Source organism: Dyella japonica DSM 16301 (genome assembly GCF_001010355.1).
Classification (GTDB): Bacteria; Pseudomonadota; Gammaproteobacteria; order Xanthomonadales; family Rhodanobacteraceae; genus Dyella; species Dyella japonica.
The window spans coordinates 20,840-40,671 of record NZ_JPLA01000013.1 but is presented as its reverse complement, the minus strand read 5'-3'; the positions used below and the strand labels follow the sequence as shown (position 1 = coordinate 40,671).

General features: G+C 64.5%; 18 protein-coding genes. 2 read left to right on the top strand and 16 right to left on the bottom strand.

The annotated features are described in order from the left end of the window. Nucleotides 1-33: 33 nt before the first annotated feature. The 4 genes from Y882_RS05055 to Y882_RS05040 form a co-directional block, all read right to left on the bottom strand. Nucleotides 34-1,164, bottom strand: a complete 1,131-nt coding sequence (locus tag Y882_RS05055; RefSeq protein ID WP_046970802.1) for a porin — start codon at nt 1,162-1,164, stop codon at nt 34-36. Between the two features lie 81 nt (nt 1,165-1,245). Continuing rightward, a complete protein-coding gene (locus tag Y882_RS05050; RefSeq protein WP_052949686.1) occupies nt 1,246-1,731 on the bottom strand; it encodes a GAF domain-containing protein in 486 nt (161 codons plus the stop codon). Then, on the bottom strand, nt 1,728-3,098 hold the full coding sequence (locus Y882_RS05045; RefSeq protein ID WP_046970801.1) for an MFS transporter: 1,371 nt from the start codon (nt 3,096-3,098) through the stop codon (nt 1,728-1,730). The genes Y882_RS05050 and Y882_RS05045 overlap by 4 nt, the downstream gene beginning before the upstream one ends. A gap of 112 nt (nt 3,099-3,210) precedes the next feature. Beyond that, nucleotides 3,211-4,455 (bottom strand): metal-dependent hydrolase family protein, encoded by a 1,245-nt coding sequence (locus Y882_RS05040; RefSeq protein ID WP_046970800.1) that lies wholly within the window; start codon nt 4,453-4,455, stop codon nt 3,211-3,213. A 130-nt stretch (nt 4,456-4,585) separates the two neighbouring features. On the opposite strand from Y882_RS05040, the gene Y882_RS05035 reads away from it, so the two are divergent. Then, a complete protein-coding gene (locus Y882_RS05035) occupies nt 4,586-5,518 on the top strand; it encodes a LysR family transcriptional regulator (protein ID WP_046970799.1) in 933 nt (310 codons plus the stop codon). A gap of 51 nt (nt 5,519-5,569) precedes the next feature. Here the strand turns inward: Y882_RS05035 and Y882_RS05030 are convergent, their stop codons facing one another. The 4 genes from Y882_RS05030 to folD form a co-directional block, all read right to left on the bottom strand. Beyond that, a complete protein-coding gene (locus tag Y882_RS05030) occupies nt 5,570-5,920 on the bottom strand; it encodes a gamma-glutamylcyclotransferase family protein (RefSeq protein WP_046970954.1) in 351 nt (116 codons plus the stop codon). Nucleotides 5,921-5,994: 74 nt separating this feature from the next. Beyond that, on the bottom strand, nt 5,995-7,575 hold the full coding sequence (gene guaA, locus Y882_RS05025) for a glutamine-hydrolyzing GMP synthase (protein WP_046970798.1): 1,581 nt from the start codon (nt 7,573-7,575) through the stop codon (nt 5,995-5,997). A 125-nt stretch (nt 7,576-7,700) separates the two neighbouring features. Next, nucleotides 7,701-9,158, bottom strand: a complete 1,458-nt coding sequence (gene guaB / locus Y882_RS05020; RefSeq protein ID WP_046970797.1) for an IMP dehydrogenase — start codon at nt 9,156-9,158, stop codon at nt 7,701-7,703. Between the two features lie 186 nt (nt 9,159-9,344). Further along, on the bottom strand, nt 9,345-10,211 hold the full coding sequence (gene folD / locus Y882_RS05015; protein ID WP_046970796.1) for a bifunctional methylenetetrahydrofolate dehydrogenase/methenyltetrahydrofolate cyclohydrolase FolD: 867 nt from the start codon (nt 10,209-10,211) through the stop codon (nt 9,345-9,347). Nucleotides 10,212-10,276: 65 nt separating this feature from the next. On the opposite strand from folD, the gene Y882_RS18760 reads away from it, so the two are divergent. Continuing rightward, nucleotides 10,277-11,398 (top strand): GNAT family N-acetyltransferase, encoded by a 1,122-nt coding sequence (locus Y882_RS18760; protein ID WP_052949685.1) that lies wholly within the window; start codon nt 10,277-10,279, stop codon nt 11,396-11,398. Here the strand turns inward: Y882_RS18760 and moeB are convergent, their stop codons facing one another. The 8 genes from moeB to ndk all read right to left on the bottom strand — a co-directional run bounded on the left by moeB (nt 11,399) and on the right by ndk (nt 19,659). Next, nucleotides 11,399-12,565 carry a molybdopterin-synthase adenylyltransferase MoeB gene (gene moeB / locus Y882_RS05000; protein ID WP_046970795.1) on the bottom strand — a complete coding sequence of 389 codons (1,167 nt, stop codon included), beginning with the start codon at nt 12,563-12,565 and terminating at the stop codon, nt 11,399-11,401. It abuts the gene before it with no gap. A gap of 271 nt (nt 12,566-12,836) precedes the next feature. Next, on the bottom strand, nt 12,837-14,237 hold the full coding sequence (der, locus tag Y882_RS04995) for a ribosome biogenesis GTPase Der (protein ID WP_046970794.1): 1,401 nt from the start codon (nt 14,235-14,237) through the stop codon (nt 12,837-12,839). 23 nt (nt 14,238-14,260) lie between these two features. Next, nucleotides 14,261-15,487: an outer membrane protein assembly factor BamB gene (bamB, locus tag Y882_RS04990; RefSeq protein ID WP_211259119.1), complete on the bottom strand. Its 1,227-nt coding sequence runs from the start codon at nt 15,485-15,487 to the stop codon at nt 14,261-14,263. Beyond that, nucleotides 15,484-16,128 (bottom strand): YfgM family protein, encoded by a 645-nt coding sequence (locus tag Y882_RS04985; RefSeq protein WP_046970793.1) that lies wholly within the window; start codon nt 16,126-16,128, stop codon nt 15,484-15,486. The genes bamB and Y882_RS04985 overlap by 4 nt, the downstream gene beginning before the upstream one ends. A 151-nt stretch (nt 16,129-16,279) precedes the next feature. Continuing rightward, complete coding sequence (locus tag Y882_RS04980) at nt 16,280-17,308, bottom strand: helix-turn-helix domain-containing protein (protein WP_082120928.1); 1,029 nt, start codon at nt 17,306-17,308, stop codon at nt 16,280-16,282. Further along, nucleotides 17,305-18,105: a type IV pilus biogenesis/stability protein PilW gene (pilW, locus tag Y882_RS04975; protein ID WP_046970792.1), complete on the bottom strand. Its 801-nt coding sequence runs from the start codon at nt 18,103-18,105 to the stop codon at nt 17,305-17,307. Before pilW ends, Y882_RS04980 begins: the two co-directional genes overlap by 4 nt. Continuing rightward, nucleotides 18,095-19,234, bottom strand: a complete 1,140-nt coding sequence (gene rlmN / locus Y882_RS04970; protein ID WP_046970791.1) for a dual-specificity RNA methyltransferase RlmN — start codon at nt 19,232-19,234, stop codon at nt 18,095-18,097. The genes pilW and rlmN overlap by 11 nt, the downstream gene beginning before the upstream one ends. Next, nucleotides 19,234-19,659, bottom strand: a complete 426-nt coding sequence (gene ndk / locus Y882_RS04965) for a nucleoside-diphosphate kinase (RefSeq protein ID WP_046970790.1) — start codon at nt 19,657-19,659, stop codon at nt 19,234-19,236. The genes rlmN and ndk overlap by 1 nt, the downstream gene beginning before the upstream one ends. Between the last annotated feature and the right edge of the window lie 173 nt (nt 19,660-19,832).

Genomic DNA, 19,832 nt, shown 5'->3' with positions numbered 1-19,832 from the left:
GACGGTGCCGTGGTTGCACGGCACCGCCATCGGCTAGAACGTCACCCGCAAGCCCACCCTCATGGCACCCTGCTGGCCATTCGACGAAGGGATGAAATACGGCAAGGCCGCCACCGCCAGCTGGCCGGTCGAGTCCCGCCCCGTGGCCTGCTGGCGATACAGCAAGGCATACAGCAACACCTGCTTGGAGAGGTTGTACCAGGCACCGGCATTCCACTGCTGGTAAGTCGCGGTCTGGGCCTTGGTGTAGTCGTATGAAGCGCCCAGCATCCAGGTCGGGTTCAAGCGGTAGGTCGCCAGCACTTCGTAATTGTCGAAGGTCGCCGTGCCCGAAAACGGCGTCGACGGGGTGCGCACGACGTCCTCGAATCGGGTCGACGTATAGGTGAATCCAGTCAGCACCGGGCCCCAGAGATAATTCACTCCCGCACCGAACTCCACCCGCGTCTGTGCCGACACATAGCCGCTGAAGACGGGACTGGTGATCGGATTGCTGAAGCTTGCACCCGCCACCGGCATCGAGCCCGCATCGTAAAGCGTCGTTGCGGGCTTGCCGATGCGCGAATAGAAGGCACTCGATGTCAGCACCTCGTTCGCATAGCTCACGCTCGCCGAGCGCTTGCTGCCCACCGAAGGCTCGCTGCCGCCGCCGGCAGGGCCGAACAGCGCCGCAAACTTGAATCCGTCAAACACTGGCGAGTTGTACTTGATGACGCCGGTGAGCGAGTAGCTGCCCCACATATTGTCTTCGTCCGACGCATGGGTAGCCGCCACGCCGCCGAAGCGTCCCGCACCCGACAGGCCAATCAACGAATCAAGCGCGAGATCGTATTGCCGGCCTACGGTGATCGTGCCGTAGGGAGACTCCAGGCCCGCAAAGGCCTGGCGGCCAAACAGACGTCCACCATTGGCAAGCTTGCCCGTGTTGATGTCGAAGCCGCCTTCCACGCGACCGAACGCGCGATAGCCGTTGTCCAGTTTGTAGTCGGCCACCAGTCCAAACTTGCTGCTGCCGAGCGAACCGTTGGTGAGCTTCAGCTGGCTGTGCCCCGACTGGTTGGTGGTGTAAGTGAGACCGTCGTCCAGCACGCCATAGAAGCTGACATTCTCGGCGTGGCACGTCAGCGCCGTGGTCAACGCAAACCCAGCGAAAATCCTTTTCATGAGCAATCCACCCCTGTGCATTGAACAGACGATTGAGTGATGGCGTGCGAGCTCTCCCGTGTTGCGAGAAAGCGCGCTGCTTCAACCGGCGAGCAGCGCCGGTACTGCCGTGTGGGCAATGATTCGAACGAGGTCGATATCGAGATGGGCGTAGCGCCCTTGGGCATCGAGCATGTTCACGCTGCCCAGCACCTGGCCTTGCCAGCGCAGCGGCATGTTCACCACGCTGCCCAGGCCGAGAAGAATCAGCCGTTCGTGGTGAGCAAACACCGATGCGAGTTCTTCTGCGCGATGCCCCACGAACGGCAACCCCCAGTGCAGCACCTGGTCAGCCCAGGCGGGCGACGCCACCGGATCGGTCGCCCCTTCGGGATACGTCGCCGGATCGCTGGAGTAGAGTCGTGTGGCGAGCGCGCCGGCATCGTCGTAGACCAGCACGGTCAGCAGGCGGTGCCCGACCAGGCGCTGCAATGCGGAGTCGACCGCTCGGAACACATCGCTCGCGCGTCGGGCGTGGAAGCAGGCGCGTTCGAGCACACCCAGCTCTTCGATCAGGCCATCGCTCATCGACTGCCCTCCTCTGCGGCAATGGCTTCCAGCGAGCGGCCCTTGGTTTGCGGGCCCAGCACGATCACCGCGCAGACACCCGCAGCCAGCACCACCGTGGTCATGGCGAACACACCGCCAAAGCCCAGCACCGGGTACAGCAAGCCCACCAGCAGGGGTGCGCTGATCGCGCCGATGCGTCCCACTGCCGACGAACTGCCGGCACCGATCGCGCGAATGGCGGTGGGAAAGATTTCCGCCGTATAGGCGTAGACGCCGGCATAGGCGCCATTCATCGCGAACGAGAGGCAGGCACCTGCCAGCAGGATCGCCTGGTGATCGCGTGCGAAAGCCATGGCCAGGGCGAAGGCGGTGCCCATCGTCATGTACAGCACGATGGTGCCCTTGCGCCCGATCTTGTCGTTCAGCAGCGCCGCGGAAAAATAACCGGGAATCTGCGCCAGATAGATGATGAACGAATAGCCGAAGCTCTGCGTGATGCCCATCCCTTTCTGCATCAGCAGGCCGGGAATCCAGGTAAAGAACAGGTAGTAGCTGAAAGTGAGCGAGAGCCACATCAGCCATGCCATCGCCGTGATGCGTGCCTGCCTGCCCTGCCACAGGCCCTGCAGCAACGCCTTCAACGACGGACGTCCCATCTCAGTGCTGCCAGGCGCCGGTGTCGCCTCGGCTGCCGAACGGGGTAGATACGTGCCCTGATCGAAGCTCGATTCGATCTTGGCGATGATCGCCTTGGCTTCCGCATGCCGGCCGCGACTTTCAAGCCAGCGCGGCGATTCGTCGAGCGATCGGCGCCACCACAGCAGCATGCCCACCGGCAACGCGGTGATGATCAGCACGACCCGCCAACCCTCCGCGGACGAGCGGACCACGAAGTAGCCGAGCGCCGCGGCGGCCACGAAGCCGAACGAGAAGAAGCCGGTGAGTGCGCCAACGAAGGTGCCGCGATAGCGCTTGGCCACGAACTCCACCAGATACGGCGCAATGATCGCGCTCTCGGCACCGGTGCCGATGCCGGCGATGATGCGCAGCACCAGGAACATCGACCATGACGTCGACCATGCCGAGGCCAGCGAGGCCGCCGCATAGATGGCCAGCGCATACATCATCACGCGACGCCGGCCGAACACGTCGCCGAGCAAGCCGGCGCCAAGCGCGCCGAAGAAAAAACCGATGTACGCCACGCTGCCCAGCACGCCGGTCTGGGCGCTGCTCAAACTCCATAGCGATCGCAGGACTGGCAGGATGAAGGCCAGCACAGCGGTATCCATCGCATCGAATGCGTAGCCCAAGCCGCCGATCAGGAACAGGCGGCGGTGATAGCGGGCGTACGGCCAGCTTTCCGTCCTTGACGAAACGAATGACAAAGTAACCCCCATGCATCGGCAAGCGACGCTGTTTGACGAGAACGACGAGTGGGCTGGACCGGCGGCCATCCCCATGGCCACACGGCGTTGCGGTGTCCGGCCTTGCCGGCTTTCAGGCTTGCGCGGGCGCGAGCCGGTTGATCACCGGCTTGCCCGCTTTGAGCACCATCAAAAGATTGGATTCGTGCTGGAAGGCGCGCAGATCGCGCAGAGGGTCACCGTCCATGACCAGCAGATCGGCGCACGCCCCTTCGGCGATGACGCCCAGCCGCCCCGACTCTCCTATCAGCTCTGCGTTGACGTGGGTCGCGCTGCGCAGGACCTGCGCCGGCGACATCACCTGTTGGCGCAGCACGAGCTCGTCGTACTGCAGATCGTGCATGTCGCCCAGCAGGTCCGAACCCAGCGCAATCTTGACCCCGGCCGCCTGGGCGATGCGGATGGCCTCGAGGCCCCGATCCTTTACCTGCGCGCATTTCTCCAGCATGGCGGGCGACCAGCCGAGCGCTTTCCCGCGTTCGCCCAACGCCGCGTAAGTGGCCAGGGTGGGCACCAGGTAGACGCCGTATCGCGCCATCAACTCGGCCGTGGGCTCGTCGAGCAGATTGCCGTGCTCGATGGAACGCACACCCGCTCGCACGGCACGACTGATGGCCTCCGGCGAATAGGCGTGCGCCATTACATAGGTCCTGGCGGCATCCGCCTCTTCCACCAGCGCGTTCAATTCTTCGATGGAGAATTGCAGGCCCTCCAGCGGATCGTTCGGCGTCGAGATGCCGCCGCCAGCCATCACCTTGATGTGATGGGCGCCATTGCGGATCTGCTCCCGCACGGCGCGGCGAACCTCGGGCACGCCGTCGGCGACATGGCCGAGCAGGCCGGCCGAGCCGCAGCAAATGCAGTTGGTAGGGGAGAAGTGCGGAGGACGCGGATCACCATGCCCGCCGGTCTGGGTGATCGCCTGCCCGGCAATCAAGAGCCGCGGTCCGGCGATATGTCCTTGCTCGATCGCCTGCACCAGCCCCGAATCGGCCCCGCCCGCATCGCGTACCGTGGTGTAGCCACGCCTAAGCATGGCCTCCAAGACGGTCTCAGCCTGGGCGGTGATGAGCGATTGCGTCATCAAAGAGAGCTTGAAGAAGTCAGTCACTATCGCGGTGACGTGTACGTGTGCATCGATCAGCCCTGGAAGCAAGGTAAGACCGTCGAGCGCGATGCTGACTCCTCCGTTGTCAGGCAAATCTCCATGGACGACAGCGGTGATGGTCTCACCCTCGATGCGCACTGACATCTGGGTTAGAAGCTCGCCGGTACTGCTGTCGAACATGCTTGCGTTGCGGAACGTCAACGATGCCATCGGCGAATCCCTTCGTGTGCCTTGGCATCGATTGTGTTGACCGCCTGCTATGCGAACAATGACATCGTCCCGACTGCGTCTTTGCCTTCAAGGCAACACGCTCTGCTCGATGTTTCGCCAAGGATTGCGAATGAATGGTTTGTCGATGGGTCGCCTGAAATACCTGTTTGAAGCATCGCGGCTGGGCAGCATGCGTGCGGCGGCAGACTTCCTCGACGTCGCGCCTTCGGTGGTCAGCAGACAGATCGCCGAACTGGAGAAAGTCACCTGCACGCCGCTGGTCGAAACCAATCGCCGCGGCGCCAAGCCGACCGAGGCCGGTCGCTTGCTGATCGAGCACTATCGCAACCACCTGGCCCAGGAGGAATCGCTGGCGTCGCGCCTGAACGCGCTGGTGGGCTTGTCGATCGGCACGGTGAGCATCGGTGCGGTGCAGGGTTTTGCCGATGACCTCATGCGGCATGTGCTGCAGCCCTTCCATGCGCAGCATCCGGGCATCGCCATCAAGCTGCAGCTGGGCAGCATCAACGACATACTTGGCTGGCTCGAACAGGATGAGGTCCACCTCGGCCTGATCTACGGGCCGGGCTTTCACTCGCATCAAGGCCGCCTGAAGGAAGTGCGGTCCCAGCTGCAGCCGCTATGCGTGGTGGTTTGTGCGCAGCATCCGCTGGCCGATGCGCCGCTGCTGCCGGTCGAGGCGCTGTTCGAGCATCCCTTTGCGCTGGCGCATGCCGGATTCGGAACGCGCAAGATCGTCGAGCAGGTCGAAGCCAACCTGCACCGACGGCTCAAATTGGCGATGGAATCGGATCATCTGATCTGCCTGACCGGTTTCGCCCGCTGCGGCATGGGCGCGACCCTGCTTCCCGCCTTTGCCGTCTACGACGACCTCAAGCGCGGGACCCTGAAAGCGATCCCCGTGGCGCACCCCTTGTTGACCGAGGTACAGGCGCAGCTGGTGGCACGACGCGGTCGGGCGCTGCCCACCGCCGCGCAGCGACTGCAGCGCCACATCGTCCAGCACATGGAGGCGTTCAATGCGCTTAGCGCGCCAGGCTGATGCCACGCCGACAGGCAACGATGCGGCACAAGCATGCCCTGGTGAAGGCGCTCAGGCTTTGATGTAGACCCAGGCCTGTTTGCCCGACTTCAGGCGCACGGCAACACGCTGGTAGTCGGCGACCTCGTAACGATCAGCCGCGGCCAGCTCGGTCGCGGTGATGCGAAAGACCTTCCCGGCGACTTCGTCCGACGGATCGTCGCTGGGCGCCACGATGGGGTGGAAGCGCTCGCCGCTCTGGCGCAGCACCTCCGGATCGGTGATCTCGATCAGCGTCCGGTGGTAGCCCGGCATGGCGTCGTCTTCGCCCTCGAGCACGCGGCCGAACGAGGTGAGCTGCACGCGCTCCAGTTGCAGGGTGCCGTAGGAGAACAACAGCTCGTTGCGGGCCTCGTCTACCATCACGATCATTCCTTTGATATCAATCAATTACGGCGACTTCCTGAGAAAGTCGCCGTCGCTCCATGCCCTAGAGCCTACTCCCACTCAATGGTTGCGGGCGGCTTGCCACTGATGTCATAAACGACACGAGAAACGCCACGCAACTCATTGATAATACGATTGGAAACCTTGCCAAGGAAGTCATACGGCAGGTGCGCCCAGTGCGCCGTCATGAAGTCGATTGTCTCGACCGCACGCAGGGCGATCACCCATTCGTAGGCACGTGCATCGCCGACCACGCCCACCGACTTCACCGGCAGGAACACGGCAAAGGCCTGGCTGGTCTTGTCGTACAGGTCCCAGGCGCGCAGCTCTTCGATGAAGATGGCGTCGGCACGGGCCAGCAGTTCGGCGTATTCGGGCTTCACTTCGCCCAGGATGCGCACGCCCAGGCCGGGGCCGGGGAATGGGTGGCGGTAGACCATGGCGCGCGGCAGGCCGAGTTCCACGCCGATGCGGCGCACCTCGTCCTTGAACAGCTCACGCAGCGGTTCGACCAGCTTGAGCTTCATGTGCTCCGGCAGGCCGCCCACGTTGTGGTGGCTCTTGATCACGTGCGCCTTGCCGGTCTTGCTGCCGGCGGACTCGATCACGTCGGGGTAGATGGTGCCCTGTGCCAGCCACTTCACCTGGCCGTGGCCGGCGTTGGTGACCTTGGCCGATTCCTCGTCGAAGATCTCCACGAACAGGCGGCCGATGATCTTGCGCTTGGCTTCCGGATCGGCCTCGCCTTCCAGCGCCTTGAAATAGCGCTCGGCGGCGTTGACGCGGATCACCTTCACGCCCATGTGCTCGGCCATGGTGGCCATCACCTGGTCGCCCTCCTGGAAGCGCAGCAGGCCTGTATCGACGAACACGCAGGTCAGCTGATCGCCAATGGCCCGGTGCAGCAGCGCGGCCACCACCGAGGAATCCACGCCGCCGGAGAGGCCCAGCAGTACGTGGTCATTGCCCACCTGCTCGCGCACGCGGGCGATCTGGTCTTCGATGATGTGCGCCGCGGTCCACAGCGTCTGGCAGCCGCAGATTTCCGTGACGAAACGCTTAAGCAGCGAGGTGCCCTGCTTGGTGTGCGTCACTTCCGGATGGAACTGCACGCCGTACCAGCGCTTGTCCTCGTTCTCCATCACGGCGACCGGGATGCGGTCGGTGGTGCCGGTGATGACGAAGCCCGGCGGCGCCTTCGACACGTGATCGCCATGGCTCATCCAGACGTCCAGACGATGCGCGCTGTCGTGGTCACTCAGGCCGGCGAACAGCCGGCTGGTCGTGGCGATATCCACTTCGGCGTGACCGAACTCGCGCGCGTCCGCAGCCTCGGTGGCACCGCCCAGCTGCGCAGCCATGGTCTGCATGCCGTAGCAGATGCCCAGGATCGGCAGCTTGGAATCGAACACTTCCTGCGGGGCAGCGGGTGCGCCCGGCAGCGTGGTCGACTCCGGACCGCCGGACAGGATGATGCCCTTGGCGCCGAACGTGGCGATCTCGGCCGGGTCGTGGTCCCACGCCCAGATTTCGCAGTAGACGCCGATCTCGCGCACGCGGCGGGCGATCAGCTGCGTGTACTGCGCGCCGAAGTCGAGGATGAGGATTTTGTCGCTATGGATGTCGGTCACGGTCCGGCTCCGATGCGCTGCAGGCTTGCCCTGCCCGCGCTTGATTCAGTGAATGCGAAGGCGACGCGCGTGGCGTCGCCTCCCGTCAAAACGAATGCGCCGGCCATCAGGCCGGCGCGTATCCATCAGGAATTGAGCCGGTAATTCGGCGCTTCCTTGGTGATCTGGATGTCGTGCGGGTGCGCTTCGGTGACGCCGGCGCTGGTCACCTTCACGAACTGCGCGTTGTTGCGCACATCGTCGACCGTGGCGGCACCGAGGTAACCCATCGAGGCACGCAGGCCGCCGATCAGCTGGTGAATGATGTTGCGCAGCGAACCGCGATACGGCACGCGACCTTCGATGCCTTCGGGCACCAGCTTGTCGGCGTCGGCTTCGTCCTGGAAATAGCGGTCCTTGGAACCCAGCGCCATCGCGCCCAGCGAACCCATGCCGCGGTAGCTCTTGTACTGGCGACCCTGGAACAGTTCGACGTCGCCCGGCGATTCTTCGGTACCGGCGAACATCGAGCCCAGCATCACGGTGGATGCACCGGCGGCGAGCGCCTTGGGGATGTCGCCCGAGTAGCGGATGCCGCCATCGGCGATCAGCGGGATTTCGTCCTTGAGCGCCGTGGCAACCAGGTCGATCGCAGTGATCTGCGGCACGCCCACGCCAGCGACGACGCGCGTGGTGCAGATCGAGCCCGGGCCCACGCCCACCTTCACCGCATCGACGCCGGCATCGAGCAACGCACGCGCCGCTTCGCCGGTGACGATATTGCCGGCGATCACCTGCACCTGCGGGTAGCGCTTCTTCACCCAGCCAGCGCGTTCGATCACGCCCTGCGAATGGCCGTGCGCGGTGTCCACCACCAGCACGTCCACGCCGGCATCCACCAGCGCTTCGACACGCGCCTCGGTGTCGCCGCCCACGCCTACCGCGGCGCCGACCAGCAGACGCTCGAGGCGGTCCTTGGCGGCGTTCGGGTTGTCACGGGCTTTCTGGATGTCCTTGACGGTGATCAGGCCACGCAGCTGGAAGTCATCATTGACCACCAGCACTTTCTCGATGCGGTGCTTGTGCAGCAGCTGCAGCACTTCGTCCTGGCTGGCGCCCTCACGTACCGTCACCAGCTTCTCCTGGCGGGTCATGATGTTGCGCACGGGATCTTCATGCTTGCGCTCGAAGCGCAGGTCGCGGCTGGTGACGATGCCGACCAGCTGTTCGCCATCCACCACCGGCACGCCGGAGATGTTGTGCGCGCGGGTGAGCTGCAGCACTTCGCGAATGGACGTATTCGGACCGACGGAAATGGGGCTGCGGATCACGCCAGCTTCGAACTTCTTCACCAGGCGCACTTCGGCGGCCTGCTGCTCGGCGGTCATGTTCTTGTGGATGATGCCGATGCCGCCCTGCTGGGCCATGGTGATGGCGAGGCGGGCTTCGGTGACCGTGTCCATGGCGGCGGACACGATGGGAATGTTCAGGCGCAGGTTTCGGGTGAGCCGCGTGGAAGTGTCTACATCACGTGGCAGAACGGCCGAATGAGCCGGAACCAGATAAACATCGTCGTAGGTGAGAGCCTCGGCGAGGATGCGCATGCGTTTTGTCCCGCTGCAAAGAGGAGATTATACGCAGAAGGCTTTAGGCCCGCCACTCTTTGCATGAACGCAATGTCGCAGCCCGCCTTTTGTGGGAGCGCACCCTGTGCGCGACAAACCTACCGAGCGACATGCCGCAACGTTGCAGTCGCGCACAGGGTGCGCTCCCACAACTAACGAGACGGCTCAGCCCTGGCGAGCCGCATCCCGTGCCTCGGCCGCTTCCAGCGTATTTTCCAGCAGCGTCGCTACCGTCATGGGACCCACACCGCCCGGCACCGGCGTGATCCAGCTGGCACGTTCGGCGGCCGTGGCAAAGTCCACGTCGCCGACCAGCCGACCGTCTTCCAGGCGGTTGATGCCCACGTCCACCACCACGGCGCCCGGCTTGATCCATTCGCCCTTGACCAGGCCAGGCCGGCCGACGGCGACGATCACGATGTCGGCCTGGCGCACGAAGCTTTCCAGGTCGCGGGTGAACTTGTGGCAGCACGTCGTGGTGCAGCCGGCGATCAACAGCTCCAACGCCAGCGGTCGGCCCACGTGATTGGACACGCCCACCACCACCGCATGCTGACCACGCACCGGACGATCGGTATGACCCAGCAAGGTCATCACGCCACGCGGCGTGCACGGGCGCAGGCCGAAGCGACGCAGGGCCAGGCGGCCGACATTGACGGCCTGGAAGCCGTCCACGTCCTTGCCCGGATCAATGCGATCGACCAGCGCATCCTCATCGATGTGGTCGGGCAGCGGCGATTGCACCAGGATGCCGTGCACGGCCGGATCGGCGTTGAGCTGGTCGATCAGGGCGATCAGTTCTTCCTGGGTGGTGCGCGAAGGCAAGTCGAAATCGAACGAACGGAAGCCCACCTGGTGGCAGGCTTTGCGCTTGTTGCGCACATACACCGACGAAGCCGCGTCGTCGCCGACCAGCACCACGGCCAGGCCCGGCACGTCCAGCCCCTTGGCCGAACGCTCGGCCACCCGGCGCCCGATCCGATCCATCAGTTCCTGCGCGATGCGTTTGCCGTCGAGGATACGTGCGCTCATGATCGGGGCTGCCTGCAAAGGAACGTATTATCCCGGCTAGAGCGCACGCATACAAACGAGATTCAATGGCTGACACACCACTCCCGACCGCCCCGCTCGAACTGGAAGCGCAAGGCATCCGCCTGCGGCCATGGCAGGCCGACGACGCGCAGGCCTTGTTTGAAGCCACGCGAGAATCGATCGCCGCGGTCGGGCCATGGCTGCCCTGGGTGCATGAGGGCTACACCCGGGAAGACAGCGTTCAGTGGATCGCCGACTGCCAGGCCGGCCGTGAGCGCGGCGATGCTTACGCCTTCGGCATCTTCGACGCGCAAGGCCGCGTATTGGGCGATGTGGCGCTCAATCGCATCGACCCCAAGCGCGGCGGTGCGAACCTCGGCTACTGGGTGCGCCAGTCGGCCCAGGGCCAGGGCGTGGCCACGCGCGCCGTCCGCGCCCTGGCCGAGTTCGGCTTCGACGTCCTGGGCCTGGTGCGCATCGAGATCGTCATCGCCGTCGACAACGTGGCCAGCCGGCGCACCGCCGAACGCCTGGGCGCTGTTTTCGACAGCATCTCGCCCAACCGCATCATTCATCGTGGCGAAGCCGCGCCAGCCGCGGTGTACTCGCTGTTGCCGCCGGAGCGCGATGAACCCTCACCGGGGCCGGTGCTGGAAGAAGGCCATCTGCGCCTGCGTCCGTACCGACTCTCCGACCTGCATGCCTTGCACGCGGCCCTGCACGAATCGATCGCCACCATCGGTCGCTGGCAGGACTGGTGCACCCCGGCATACAGCCTGGACGACGCCCGCCACTGGATCGCCAAGACCCGGCTGGCCTGGCAGGGTGCCGGCGACGAATGCGCGCTGGTGATGGCCGATCGTGCGACGGACGAACTCGTCGGCAGCATCTCGCTCAACCACTGGCAGCCCGAATACGGCATGGCCAATCTTGGTTACTGGGTGCGCCAGACGCGCCAGGAGCAAGGCTTTGCCACCCGCGCCGTGCGCTTGCTGGCACGGCACGCGCTGCAGGCTACGGATCTGCGTCGACTGGAAATCGTGGTCGCCGTGGACAACCAGGCAAGCCGCAGCGTCGCCAAGAAAGCCGGCGCCCGCTTCGAAAGCATCGCCCGCCAGCGGCTTATGTTGCGCGGCGAACCGATGGACGCGGCGATCTATTCGCTGATCGCCAACGACCTGCGCTGATCAGCCGGCCGAGGCGCAGAGCTGCACTAGGTCCTCGTAACCCTTGAAGGTGGCGCCAGTGCCGCAGCCGGGGCAAGCCGGATCGCGCGGCAGCCGGGTTTCGCGGAAACGCATGGCCAGCGCATCGAAGTTCAGCAGACGGCCGACCAGCGGCTCGCCGATGCCAAGGATCAGCTTGAGTGCCTCGGTGGCCTGCAGCAGACCGACGATGCCGGGCAGCACACCCAGCACACCTGCTTCGCTGCAATTGGGTGCGTCGGCGGCGGCAGGCGGTTCGGGGAACAGGCAGCGATAGCACGGCGAATCCGCGCGACGCGGATCGAACACGCTGACCTGTCCGGTGAAGCGCTCCACCGCGCCGTAAACCATGGGTAGCCGCAAACGCTGGGAGGCTGCTGCAATCAGATAGCGCGCAGGAAAATTGTCGGCGCCATCGATCACCAGATCGTGATCGGCCAGCAGGCGCTCGACGTTGTCGGCCTGCAGACGTTCATTGCGGATTTCAACACGCACACGCGGATTGAGTGCAGCCAGCGCGATGCGCGCCGACTCTGTCTTGGCCATGCCGACGCGCGCATCGGCGTGGATGACTTGCCGGTGCAGATTGGATCGCTCGACGCGATCGTCGTCGATCAGGGTGAGCTGTCCCACGCCAGCGGCTGCCAGGTAAAGCGCAGCCGGCGCACCGAGGCCGCCTGCACCCAGCAAGACCACGCGTGCCGACGTCAACTTCGCCTGCCCTGCTTCGCCTACCTGGGGCAATTGCAGTTGGCGTGCGTAGCGTTCGGCGGCATCGGTGTCCAAGGCACCCTGGGCAACCGGCAGACCTTCCGCCTTCCAGCGCTGGAAGCCGCCGGCCACCGAGAACACCTGCTGATAACCCATGCGTTGCAGCGCTTCGGCGGCGAGCAGCGAGCGTTGGCCGCTGCCGCAGAGGAGGAGCACGGGGTGGTTGCGATCGGGCAGCAATTGTTCGATACGCAGCTCAAGAAAGCCGCGCGATACACCGACCGCGCCCAGCGGCAGGCCGCTGGCACGTTCGCCGTCTTCGCGCACATCGATCAGGAAGCTGCCTTGCGCCTGCCGGGCCAGCGCCTCGGCGGGGGATATCTCGGCAATGCTGGCGCGCAGGGAGGCCAGCCAGCTGTCGCGGTTGAGGCTCGTCATCGCGTTAGCTTACTCCAGCCCGCCTGCCACCCGCCTTCTCTGTGGGAGCGCACCCTGTGCGCGACGGTGCGGAGCGCGGCACCGGAGCGTCCTCAGGCTACCTGCAAGGACTGAGGTGGAACGACAGGCCGCGGTCGCGCACAGGGTGCGCTCCCACAAGGCCTGAGGTACAACGAAGCGCTGCGGTCGCGCACAGGGTGCGCTCCCACAGGGTCTGAGTTACAACGATGCGCCGCGGTCGCGCACAAGTGCGCTCGTACATGGAGCGAGGTTAGCGCTTGCGCTTCTTCATCTCGCGCACCATGCGCTGGCGCTTGCGCTGCTGGGCTTCGGTGAGCACGTTCTTCTTGCCGGCGAACGGGTTCTCGCCGTCGCGGAAGGCGATGCGCACGGGTGTGCCTTCGAGCTTGAAGCGCTTGCGGAAGAAGTTTTCCAGATAGCGGCGATAGGCCGGCGCGATGTGCTTGGTGCGGCTGCCGTGGATGACGATGGTCGGCGGGTTGTTGCCGCCCGGATGCGCAAAGCGCAGCTTGGGGGCGTGACCACGCACCAGCGGCGGCTGGTAGCTTTCGTAGGCCTGCTCGAGCGTCTTGGTCAGCTCGGACGAACCCAGTTCCTTGGTCGCGGCATGATGCGCACGCACCACCGCCTTCATCAGCTCGCGCAGGCCCGAGCCATGCAGCGCGGAGATGAATACCGTCTTGGCCCAGTCGACGAACTGCAGGCGACGCTCCAGCGCGCGCTCGCACTGTTCGCGCTGATAGCTGTCCATGCCGTCCCATTTGTTGACGCAGATGACCAGCGCCCTGCCCTCGTCGACAGCGTGGCCGATCAGCGTGAGATCCTGGTCAGCCAGGTTCTCGCGCGCGTCGATCATCACCACCACCACCTGCGCGGCGGCCATCGACTGCAGCGTCTTGATGACGCTGAACTTCTCCACGGCCTCTTCGACGCGTGCCTTGCGGCGCACACCGGCGGTGTCGATCAGGGTGTACTTGCGGCCGTCGCGCTCCAGCGATACGCGGATCGGATCACGCGTGGTGCCGGCGACGTTCGAAACGATCAGGCGATCCTCGCCCAGCAGGCGATTGATCAGCGTCGACTTGCCCGCATTCGGACGACCGACGATGGCGACACGGATGCTCTCCGGGTCGACCGGATCGATTTCCTCGTGCGTATCTTCGGGCAACAGCAGGATGCCCGAAGCGATCAGGTCGTCAGTGCCACGATTGTGGGCAGCCGACAGCGGCAACGTGTTGGCGATGCCGAACACGGCGAACTCGGCCATGGCGTCCTGCAGATCCATGCCGTCGGTCTTGTTGACCGCCGCGATGATCGGCTTGCCGCTGCGGCGTAGCTCGTCGAGGATGCTGCGGTCCTGCGGCAGCAGGCCGTCGCGTGCATCCACCACGAAGACCAGCACGCTGGCCTCTTCGATGGCCAGGCGCACCTGCTGCGCAGTCAGGCCTTCGATGCCTTCCTCTTCGCCGGACAGACCGCCGGTATCGACCACCACGAACGGGCGTGTGCCGGTGCGGCACACGCCGTAGTGTCGATCTCGCGTAACGCCCGGCATATCAGCCACCAGGGCGTCACGACTGCGCGTCATTGCGTTGAATAGGGTCGATTTACCGACATTGGGACGACCGACCAGGGCAACGACGGGCAGCATGATTCAAACAACCTTTATGACGATCAGTGGCCGCCGAGACGGTAAGCGCCGATGCGGCCCTTCACGTCTTCGACGTACACAATGTCGCCAACCACCAGGGGTTGGGCGCGAATGGCTTTCTTGGACAGGCGCTCACGTGCGGCCAGCGCGCCGTCACCGGTCTGCAGGAAGTGCACGTAGCCCTCGAGGTCGCCGACCACGACGTAGTCGCCGAGCACGGCCGGCGCAGTGAGCCAGCGGTACTTCAGTGCATCGTTCTTCCACATGTCGGCGCCGCCGGCCTTGTCGAACGCCCACACCTGCGACTCGTCGCTCACGCCGTAGAGACCGTTGCCGGTGACGTCCAGCGAGGTGAAGGTCGAGAACGGGCGCCCCCACAGCGGGCGACCGCTGGGACCGTCGATCGCGGCGATATTGCCGTGATAGGCGGCGCTGTACAGCGTGGTGCCTTCGAGCAGGATCGAACCGTCGGCATCGGCCAGGCGATCGATTTCGGTGCGGCCTTCACCGCTGGCGAGGGTCTGTTCCCACAGCTTTTCGCCGTTGTCCAGACGCAGCGCGACCAGCTTGCCGGCATCGTTGCCGTAGAACACCACGCCGTTGGCCACCAGCATCGGGCCATTGCCACGCAGGCTGAGCAGCGGCACGGAGTCCTGGTCGTAGACCCAGCGGCGTTCGCCATTGGAACTATCGAAACCGTACAGACGGCCGTCCTGGGTGCGGGCAACCACGAGGTTGCCGGAGATCACCGGCGGGGAGATCACTTCGGAGTTGACCACCGATTCCCAGCGCGGACTGCCGTCCTTCGCATTGATGCCGTAGACGTGGCCATCGAGCGTGCCGACCACGAGCAGGTCGCCCGAGACCATCGGGCCACCGGCGTACAGGGCGTCGGCGCGCTTCTTGTCGCCCCAGCCAAACCAGCCCTGGGTGCGCGAGCTCTTGGTCCACAGCGTCTTGCCGCTGGTGGCGTCGATGGCGGCGATCTTGCCGTCGGTGCTGCAGGCGTAGAGCACGCCGTCGGCAAACGCCGGGCGCAGACGCACGCCGCTGTCACCGGAGCCGTCACCCACGCTGGTGGTCCACAGCTTGGTCACCTGGGTGGTGGGCTTGAAATCCTTGGCCAGCGGAGTCGGCGGCTGGACGTTTTCTTTCTTGAACGAATGGCAACCGGCGAGCACCACCAGAGAGGTCAGCGCCACCAGCCATACGCGCTTCATCGCACCGCGCTTGTTCACTTCAGGTTTCATGCACCCTGCTTCCCGGCCACGGCCAGATCATCGATTTTCATCTGCACGCTCTGAGGCGCGTTCTCACCCAGCGCCGCCTTGGCGGCTTCATATGCCTTGCGGGCATCGTCTGGGCGCCCAAGCTTGACCAGCGCATCGCCGCGTAGTTCCTGTGACACACCTTCATAGGTCTTGGCCTGCATGCGATCGAGCGCGGCGATCGCGTCGGCGGCCTTGCCCTGCGCCAGCTGCACGCGCGCGATGCGCATCTGCGACAGCGCCTTGAGGTTCGCATCGGCGGCGTGGCTCTCGGCCCAGCCCAGCGATTCGATGGCCTTGTCCAACTGCTTGGCCTGCACCTGACGCTCCGCCCGATCGCTCACGGCGAACACGGCGTAGGTGGAATCGGTGTAGTCCTTGAGCAACTGCTCGGTCAGCGCATCGGCGTTGTCGGACTTGCCGGCGGCCACGGCGACCTGGATCTGCTGATACAGGTTCGCGGCGTCAGCCTGATGCTCTGCCTTGTGCTTGTTCCATTGCTGCCAGCCGAAGATGCCGACCAGGCCGATCGCGATGCCGACGACGATGGACAAGCCGTTCTGGCGCAACCACTGTTGTACGCGTTCGCTCTGTTCGTAATCGTCGTACGCTTCAAATGCCATGCAATCACCCTTGGGGAACCGCACGCCAAAGGCACCTGGCGGCGCCCGTCATGCGGAAAAGAAATCAGCCCGAATGCCCGCTCGTTGCCGAGCGGACAATGGGCAAGCATAACCGATTGCGCCAGGCCGCACAGGCCTGGCGCGCTGGGACTCAGGCGCCGGCCGGGGTGGCCTTGCCGTCGCGCATTTCGATGCGGAAATGCGCCACATTGGAACGGCGATAGCTGTCCAGCGCCATCGGCTGGCCATCCAGCATCACCTGCGCGCCACCGGCGTTGCCGATGCGCACTTCCAGCGGCTGATCGCTGTGGTAGGTCTTGGAGCTGCCAGCCGGCAGCAAGCCGTATTCCAGACGCGAGCCGTCCTTGCTGGTGACTTCGACCCAGCTGGCGTTCTGCAGGCTCAGCACGAGGCTGTGCGCGCCGCCGCCTACCGAGCCGGCATCCGTGGTCGGCGTCGGTGCCGCCGGCTGCGCTGCCGCATGGGTGTCGCCCAGGAACGGCGTCATCGAAGCCATCAGCGGCTGGTCCTGTGCAGGCGTGGCCGCCGGCACCGGCGTGGTGGCCGGCGTGGACGTACCTTCCTGCGAATTGGGTGCAGCGCTTGCCACGGTCGACGCCGCGATGCTCGAACTGTTGGCCGGCGCATCGACCTGCGCCACCGGCGCAGCATCGAGCGGCGCCAGATGACTGACGTCGCGATCCAGCGTGCCGCGCACACCCAGCCAGATGGTCGGCACCACGATCGCGGCGGTCAGCACCACATAGGTCGCTGCGCGCGCGTAGTTCTCCAGCAGATAGCGCGAGTGCGAGATGCCGCCCGTCGCCACCAGGGTGGGTTCCGGCGGCTTGATGCGATCGAGCTCGAGCCTGACCTCGGCCTCGTCGACGCCGAGATAGCGCGCGTACTTGATCAGATAGCCGCCCAGATACACATGGTCGATGCCGCGGTATTCGTTGCTCTCCACTTGCTTGAGCACACGGGTCGGCAGGCGCAGCGCATGCGCGCAGGTTTCGACGTCCAGCCCGCGCGCTTCACGCGCCGCGCGCAGACGACCGCCCAAGGTACCCTTGGTCGCTTCCAGCGAATTGTGTTCGGTTTCCATGGTGGCGTTGGGCGCTTCGGTGAAAGGGAATTCTCGGTTGCCGCTGTTGGCCGAATTTGACTGCTGAGTGGTCATTGGCGTGCAGTTGCGTCGAGGGCGCGGGCCTGTTCCGAATCCGGGAACTGGCTTTGCAGTCGCCTGCTGTAGTTAAGAGCAGCATCCGTGTTGCCCAACCGTGCTTCGATATCGTGTCCGAGCTTGAGCGATCCCGCGGTCGGCTGGCCCAGCGCATCGAAGCGCTGGATGAAGGCACGAGCACGGAACGCATCGTTCTGAAGATAAAGCACATTGGCGAGCTGATACAACGCCCCGCCGTTTTGCGCGTCGATTTCGATGGCCTTGCGGAAATCTGCCTCAGCCGCCGCCATGTTCTGCGCCTTGGCCTGGCAGATGCCGGCATTGGTCCAGGCCAGCGACGGCGTCTGGTAGAACGGGTCGGCCACGGCCTTCTGGAAATACGCCTGCGACTCGGCCGCCTTGCCCTCGCGATTGCACAGGAACCAGCCGAGGTTGTTGTTGGGATCGCCCTTGTCCGGCGCCAGCGTGACGGCCTTGCGGTAATGCAGCTCCGCATTGGGCAGGTCGTTGATGCGCTCGTAGATCACCGCGGCCACGGTTTGCGCAGGCACGTAAGTCGGATCGAACTGCATGGCCTTGTTGATCTTGACCATGGCGTCTTCCAGGTCACCGTTGGCCATGTACTGCTGGGCCAGCTCGGTGTGGATGCGCGCGCCTTCCTGTTTCTGCTCGGCCTTGGACTGGCGGGTGATCTTGCTCCCCTCGCTAGAACTGGAACCGGTTTTCGACACCGGCACGCACGCAGCCAAAAGCATGGCTACGCCCGCACCCAGCACCACTCGATCAAGCCGCATGACTCGCCCCTTCGTCCAGACGCTTGCGAAATTCGGCCTGGCGACGGGTGCGGTCCAATACCTGCCCTTTGAGCTGGCCACATGCCGCATCGATGTCGTCGCCGCGGGTACGGCGCAACATGGTCAGCACATTGGCATTGAGCAACTGGGTCTGGAAGGCGCGGATGGTCTCGGCGTCGGAGCGCTCGAAACGCGTGCCAGGAAATGGATTGAACGGAATCAGGTTGACCTTGCACTGGGGCATGCGGCGCATCAGCTTGATCAGCTGGCGGGCGTGCTCGGGCTGGTCATTGACACCCTTCATCAGGGTGTACTCGAACGTGATCGAGGTGCGCGGCTTGCGATCCAGCCAGCGCTGGCAGGACGCCATCAGCTCGGCGATCGGATAGCGCTTGTTGAGCGGTACCAGTTCCGTGCGCAGCTCATCGTTGGCTGCATGCAGCGATACCGCCAGCGACACATCGATGGTCTCGGACAACTTGTCGATCATCGGCACCAGGCCGGCGGTGGACAGCGTGACGCGCTTGGAGGCCAGGCCGAAGCCCAGGTCGTCGCGCATCAGGCTCATCGCCTTGGTGACGTTGTCGAAATTCAGCAACGGCTCGCCCATGCCCATCATCACCACGTTGGTGATGCGACGGTTCTGGTGCGTGATGTTGCCGAGGTATTTGGCCGCCACCCACATCTGGCCGATCACTTCGGCCGTGGACAGGTTGCGGTTGAAGCCTTGCGTGGCGGTGGAGCAGAACTGGCAGTTCAGGCCACAGCCCACCTGCGAGGACACGCACAGCGTGCCGCGGGTCGGCTCGGGGATGTACACCGCTTCGATGGCGTTGCCGCCATCCATGCCGAGCAGCCACTTGTGCGTGCCGTCGGTGGCGCCCTTGTCGAACAAGGTCTTCGGCGGACCGACATAGCAGGACGCTTCGAGCTTGGCCCGAAGCGTCTTGCCCACATCCGTCATGTTTTCAAAGTTGTCTTCCAGGCGGTGGTAAATCCACTTCATCACCTGCTCGGCGCGATACGGCTTCTCGCCCAGCTGCGCAAAAAAATCACGCAGTCCCTGTCGATCGAAATCGAGCAGGTTGACCTTGTCGGTGGTGGTGGGTACTGCCTGGCTCACAACAATTACCTGCTAAAAGTTTCAGTCGTCGCGAAGAAGTACGCGATCTCGACGGCAGCCGTGTCGGCAGCGTCGGAACCATGCACAGCGTTCGCATCGATGGAGTCGGCGAAGTCTGCGCGGATCGTGCCCGGCGCAGCGTCCTTCGGATTGGTGGCGCCCATCAGGTCGCGATGCTTGAGGATCGCGTTCTCGCCTTCCAGTGCCTGGATCATCACCGGACCGGAGATCATGAACTCGACCAGCGCGTTGAAGAACGGACGCTCTTTGTGCACGGCGTAGAAGCCCTCGGCTTCCTTGCGCGACAGATGCTTCATCTTCGCGGCAACGATCTTCAGACCGGCCTTTTCGAAACGGGCATAGATTTCACCGATCACGTTCTTGGCAACGGCGTCGGGCTTGATAATGGAAAGGGTGCGCTCCAGCGCCATGAGGGTCTGCTCCGGAAAAAACTGGTATCTGAGTGGGCGGGCCGGTCGTTACCGGCGAACTTACGCCAAATCCCGACTAGATATGGGGATTTAGCTCACGAAAGTTTGACAGATTCTACCTGATACGCAAGCCGGGCGCAGGGGATCTCGGCGCCCCTTGAAACGACCGTTTG

Coding starts and splice junctions, on each gene's coding strand:
- Y882_RS04985 (WP_046970793.1), bottom strand. CDS start 16,128: ATGGCATTTGAAGCGTACGACGATTACGAACAGAGCGAACGCGTACAA.
- der (WP_046970794.1), bottom strand. CDS start 14,237: ATGCTGCCCGTCGTTGCCCTGGTCGGTCGTCCCAATGTCGGTAAATCG.
- Y882_RS05055 (WP_046970802.1), bottom strand. CDS start 1,164: ATGAAAAGGATTTTCGCTGGGTTTGCGTTGACCACGGCGCTGACGTGC.
- guaB (WP_046970797.1), bottom strand. CDS start 9,158: ATGCGCATCCTCGCCGAGGCTCTCACCTACGACGATGTTTATCTGGTT.
- folD (WP_046970796.1), bottom strand. CDS start 10,211: ATGAGCGCACGTATCCTCGACGGCAAACGCATCGCGCAGGAACTGATG.
- moeB (WP_046970795.1), bottom strand. CDS start 12,565: ATGACGAGCCTCAACCGCGACAGCTGGCTGGCCTCCCTGCGCGCCAGC.
- pilW (WP_046970792.1), bottom strand. CDS start 18,105: ATGCGGCTTGATCGAGTGGTGCTGGGTGCGGGCGTAGCCATGCTTTTG.
- Y882_RS04980 (WP_082120928.1), bottom strand. CDS start 17,308: ATGACCACTCAGCAGTCAAATTCGGCCAACAGCGGCAACCGAGAATTC.
- Y882_RS05035 (WP_046970799.1), top strand. CDS start 4,586: ATGAATGGTTTGTCGATGGGTCGCCTGAAATACCTGTTTGAAGCATCG.
- Y882_RS05050 (WP_052949686.1), bottom strand. CDS start 1,731: ATGAGCGATGGCCTGATCGAAGAGCTGGGTGTGCTCGAACGCGCCTGC.
- Y882_RS18760 (WP_052949685.1), top strand. CDS start 10,277: ATGGCTGACACACCACTCCCGACCGCCCCGCTCGAACTGGAAGCGCAA.
- bamB (WP_211259119.1), bottom strand. CDS start 15,487: ATGAAACCTGAAGTGAACAAGCGCGGTGCGATGAAGCGCGTATGGCTG.
- ndk (WP_046970790.1), bottom strand. CDS start 19,659: ATGGCGCTGGAGCGCACCCTTTCCATTATCAAGCCCGACGCCGTTGCC.
- Y882_RS05030 (WP_046970954.1), bottom strand. CDS start 5,920: ATGGTAGACGAGGCCCGCAACGAGCTGTTGTTCTCCTACGGCACCCTG.
- Y882_RS05040 (WP_046970800.1), bottom strand. CDS start 4,455: ATGGCATCGTTGACGTTCCGCAACGCAAGCATGTTCGACAGCAGTACC.